Raw genomic sequence first — 5843 nt, forward strand, 5'->3', positions numbered from 1 at the left:
CTAAAAATGATTTGTAGTATAAATTTTATTAGATAATATGATCCTTTTTCGTATTAAATAAAATTAATTATATCAAAATTTTCCTTAAAATTTAATCGAAGGGTAATTTTATAAAAATTTCTATTGTGACAATTTATTTTCATTAATTAACAAAGAAAAATATTTTTTTTTTGTAGTCTGATGCCTTAAGAAATAAAAATAGAATAGTTAAAGTAATAATAATAAAAGTATATAAGGAATAATCCTATATACCTGAAATTTACACAATATGCATTTCATCTTGCTCTACAACTATTACTAAGATGAAATTGTAGTTTTAGAAGGCCGATTTTGACTTTTCGGGGATGGCCAGAAATGACATCATTTCACATTCTTATTTTTATATTAAAAAAATCTATTAATTCTTGATGAGAACATAAACACTTATTTTCATTTTATATTCGAACTAATTTCGATTAGACGGGACTGTGATCCCGTTCATGTAGATGAAAATTCACACTACTTCATTGATATAATTATTTTAGGAGAATAATTTTAAAATTCTTTATTATTATATTATATTCTATGAGCTCTTGAAAAATGTTATTATCCTAAATATTATAAATTACATATGTATGAAGATTGGAGCAAAAGAAATTAATAAAATTTTAAAGTTAATTCATAAAAGGTACACATTTAATATAAAACCATCAATTAATAAATAGATTTTGTTTTGTTTATCTTGAGCATTCTACACTTATGAATTATTTGGATAATCTATTATTTCAGATGGTTCTTCAAACATTCCATCTATATTAGTTTCTTTATCTAAAGAAAACTCTTTTACAGTTTCAGGTACTCTTTCAATAGGGTAATTATCGTAAAGTAAGGCTACGATGTCAACCTATGCAATGAATGTGGGAGTACATACAAGAAAGAAGTAATCAATTAAATATTCAACTTGAAAATCAACAAGAAAGAAAGAAATGATCAAGTAAATCTTCTAAACGATCCTTGGTGTAATTGTTGTAATTATTCTTATTGTCCATATCGCACGGATTCTCGTAACATAAAACCTGGCCGCAAGCGCCGTTATTATTGTCTTGCTGGTATTTCAAAGTAATATAATTTAGCCCATATAAATTTATTACTTTTATAATCGTTATTGTATTATGTATTATCGTTATTCATTATTGTATTTACAAATAAAAAATGAAAAGTAGCGAAAGTCGATTTACGTTTTTGGCTAATTTCATTTTTGGAAGTGGTGATAGTATTTCAGTCTCCGAATATTATTTGATGGCAATAATACATTGATAAGAAAATTTGATATTACAGTATTAAGTTTTTATTTTTTTCAAGGGTTATAAGTATAATTATAATGTATTAACAACTTTTATTTCTTTCGTTTTTTTGTTTTTTTCTTGGGACTATTAACAGTAGTAATTCCAAATGTTATACGATGATGCAATCTATTTGCTAATGCATTATTTAATAAAGATAAGTTTATTATTGCGATATTCTACAAATATACAATAACAGTACATATATAAGTTTCGCAATATTATACTACAATTAACTTATTTAAAGAATACAACGAAGAAATTTCTACTTACTCTGAGATTCAATAGTAATTTAACGATCTTTACGATTCCATCTTCATTGCACGGATTCAAGGGAATTTCTGCCTCTTGGAGGTGAAAATATCGAACAAGATCATTGGAATCACGCAGAAGAATAGTTAATCCTATAGTAGTTCCTAAAAATCGTTTACAAAATACCGTATTAAACAAATTATCTCTATTTAAATCAAATACTTGAACTAAAATTATGTTAACTATACAAACCAAATACTTGAACTCCGATTATGTTAAATTGATTCTTAGGTGGCTTGCAGTGCTTCCAAATCCACATCATTGCGTCATTAAGTTCACGCCATAATTTGACTGAATCGTCAGTTTTTTTACGCGTAGAACACATAATTCGAGAACATTCAGTAAAAACAATCTTATACTTAATTCCTTCTATATACATTGCCATAATACTGTCGGGCTTCTTTCCGATAGCTATCTTATTATTTGAATCGCTTCTCCTATACTTGCTTGCTGCGCTTTCTAATTTTGCTCTATATATAAAAGTCAAAATTGAAATTCTAAACCCACATTTATTTCTTAAGTAAAGTTGTAGAGCTAATAGAGATACACATAATCCTCAATTTTTACCTTTATATTATAGATAGTGAAGTTTTACGCCTGATTTTTATACTAAAATTTTCTTAAAAATACAGTTTCTCTATATAAAAGTCAAAATATGTATTCTTAATCTACTATTTATGTATAATTAAAGTTGTAGAACCGATGAAATTACATGTAGAGCTAAAATATGAAGCTTATAGACCAAATACATATCTAAAGATTAAAATTTTTCAAAAAAATCAGTTAAAGATACAGTTACACAAAACAAATGCTGTAATTAGAGATCGACATGACGATTTTTATATGAAAAAATGCATCAAAATTACTTTTACGTCTATGCTAGCATTACATTTCAACAATAAAACCTTTTATTATTTTAATATATAAGAAATTTCAAGTTTTATTCTTTCTTAAAATCAATTTATTTTTGTTATATCTATGGTAGTTTTAAAAAATCTTCAGTTAAAAATTGTAGATTTATTTTGTAGCGCAGTAAATTTTATAATTGTGATCGTTGCCATACTTAACATTAATGTTAAAAATAATGATAAGATTAAAATTCTACAATAATGTATTAATATTTAATAGTATATAGTCATAGATAACTGTAATAATTATCAGAAGTGAAAAATCACCGTAGTTTACGAATGAAGAGAACTGTGATTCATTTAAATCTGTTATAAATTTTCCAATAAAGAAAAGAGTAGTTGAAACTGTTTCTCCACTGGTACTAGCAATTCCACTCCATTGTCCATTAACTAAAGCAAGTAAAACATTACTATAAGAACTGGTATTACACATATAAATATACCGTCTCTCGATTGGACCTTTATAATTATATACTTTTTAACTGACATAAAAAATTTAGAATAATATTCATAAAATTGAAACATTAAAAAATTTCTTATCAAAAGATTCATTAAATAGTTATTGAATTTATTTATAAATACCATTAAAATAATTCTTTAATTGACTTAATTTAATCATTTTTTGATTCCTATTAAAAACTTTGAAATTGATCTTTTAAAGTAATTCAAATATACAGTTAAACTTTCAGGTTCCTCTTCATCTTCTGAGTAATCATATGCTTCATCCAAATTAGGATCAAAGTAATCAAGTTTTACTAAAAAAAACCAGAAAATTCAATTATTGAAATTCCAATAAATTGTGCTAAATACCTAAATACTTACGGTAAAGTTTAAACTTTCTACCAAAATTCTGATGGCATAGAATTGTATTTATAAATAATAAAAATAATAAAATTGATATAATTGCTCCTTCAATTAAACCGATTTCGCCTATAGTAAATACATAGTTTCAATTACTATTAATTTTTAAATTAATTTAAACTATATTTTTTTAACTACTTACCGATGACTATAAAATAAATATAAACACAAATTTGTACCATAATAGTTAAATAAATTAAAAGCATAAAACCATTTGATTCCTCTTTAATCTTAAACTAAAAGCATTAATAAATTAAAATATAAAATAAGCAGTATAGCAATGTTAAGGTATACTTACAATTTTTGATTCAAATATTAGAATAAAAGATGGTAAGATTAAAACACAACTCGTTATATCTTGATAGACTTTTGAAGGAACTAATATGTCAAGATCAATCATGTTAATATAAAATAATGTAGTGACTAATAAGAAATTATAAAATTTGTATGTAATGTAAGGTTCTAATTAAAGTAATTTAAATTAATATTTATCGTTATAAATAATTTTTAAACATCATTATTTTATAGTAATAAATCCTTACTTTCTAGATAATTTAAAGGAATATTATTAGGCAAAAATATTTGTCGTAAATATGACTTTTTATTAGTAGCAACCTCATCTGTACTCCAAAGCCTAATTCAAGACATATTTTAGAAGTTTAATTTAAATAAAAAAAATAATCAAATTTAAACTTACTTTTTTTTTATAATAATAATAAATAAAATAATAAATAGAATATCTAAAAATAGAATTCCACTTGCAAAAATGGCAATAGTTATGCTTATAGTGGCTCCAGGTGTATAGTTGTTTGCAAAGTAGTGTATTGGAATTGCCATGTTTATTATACAAAAGGCCAATAATTGCGGTAATTCATCTTTAATAATCTGTTTTGCTAAATGAATAAGTATTATATTTTTTGATATAGCAACTGAAAGAAATAATTTAAAAATTCATACAGCATAACATCCCGAAACAATTATTATTGGTATTAAAACCAATATTGGTATTATAGTCAAAAATAAATCAAATAAATCAATATAAAATCACAAATCTAACACTAATAATACGATGGATATAATGATTAATATAATTTCAATAAGAAGTACTCCAAAAAATGTCTTGTTAACATTTCTTTTGTTTAACATTTTGTAGACTAGCATATTTCTTTAAGTAATCGTTAGATTTTATATTGGACACGATAATAATAATAAAAAATACTGGTGGCTTAAACAATGGAAGTGTCCAAATTTGCGATTGCCAAGTTGTGGCTTAAATAATAAGTCCAAGATTAGGATTTTTTGCGTCACATATTTAAAAAACGTTGATTTGCAAAAGAATAAAACCACTTCTATATAATGTTTTTAATAGATTCAATTACTAATCGACGTTTAACTGAACCAATTTGGTTCAGATTATTTCGAATTTTTTTTGCAATTTTTCTTACTGGGATAATTACGTATTATCTAATCACTTAACTTCAGAAACTTGGCACAGAAGTATCTGCTATCATTACGACAAAGGATTATTTTAGTAAGAAAATTATATATAATTTTTATAAAATTTGAAGTTATTTCTAAAAATTATTATTATTTTTTTTTTTTAAAAAAAAAAATAACTCAACTTAATCTATATTTGTTGATAAAAGATGACGATATCGATATAAATTTCGAAAGCAATAAAGATATTTCTAAAAATATCGATAAATCATCTAATTATATAATTTATTTAAAGTTTAATTTTACAGCTTCAAGCAATCCTAATTTACTGGTTAATATCACTACTAGTGATTTTAAAAGTCCATTAGAATTAGGAATTAAAGAATATAAATTTTTTACCGAAAAAACAGTTTTTGTACCTTACCAAATACATAAAGGAGGTTCTTGGGAACTTAATCTAGGACAATTTTACATCTTAACTTTTGACCCAGTCATAACTAATGATGAAATGAAATTAAATCATCGAGTATCCCAAATTCCTATTGAATCCAATAAAATTCAATTTGAAATCTCTCCACCTTCAAATCCAAATAATGTCAAATTTGAAAAGTTGAAAAGATACGATAGTAAGTATATATGTTTAAAAAATTTTTTAAATTTATTTAATAATTCGTATCAATTGAATTTTATTAGTTACAGATTTATTATCTAGTGTTGGAGGGTTTTATGGTGCTATAGCAGGTATTCAATAAATAAGTATTAATTAATCAAACAAAACATTGTTCAAAAATATTCTAAAAAATAAATTTCATATAGGAATTTTTGTTTTATTTTTTGGAATGAATAAACATGAGCCGTGGTAAGTAATAAAATTTTTATATATTAAAATTGTATGATAGTATATTGATAACCTTTCTTATACTGTACATTTTATAAAGGGGATTAGCGCAAAAATATATTTGTTCTTATACACTTTGCAGAAGAAGCTTGAAGAGAAATTTCG

Annotated in this window: 1 protein-coding gene; it reads left to right on the forward strand. The window is 24.0% G+C overall.

What is annotated here, in order from left to right; all coding sequences use genetic code 11:
• Nucleotides 1-4889 precede the first annotated feature (4889 nt).
• On the forward strand, nucleotides 4890-5552 hold the full coding sequence (locus DMG62_22500) for a hypothetical protein (protein ID PYY20685.1): 663 nt from the start codon (nucleotides 4890-4892) through the stop codon (nucleotides 5550-5552).
• Nucleotides 5553-5843: the final 291 nt, after the last annotated feature.

The organism is Acidobacteriota bacterium, assembly GCA_003225175.1.
Taxonomy (GTDB): domain Bacteria; phylum Acidobacteriota; class Terriglobia; order Terriglobales; family Acidobacteriaceae; genus Gp1-AA112.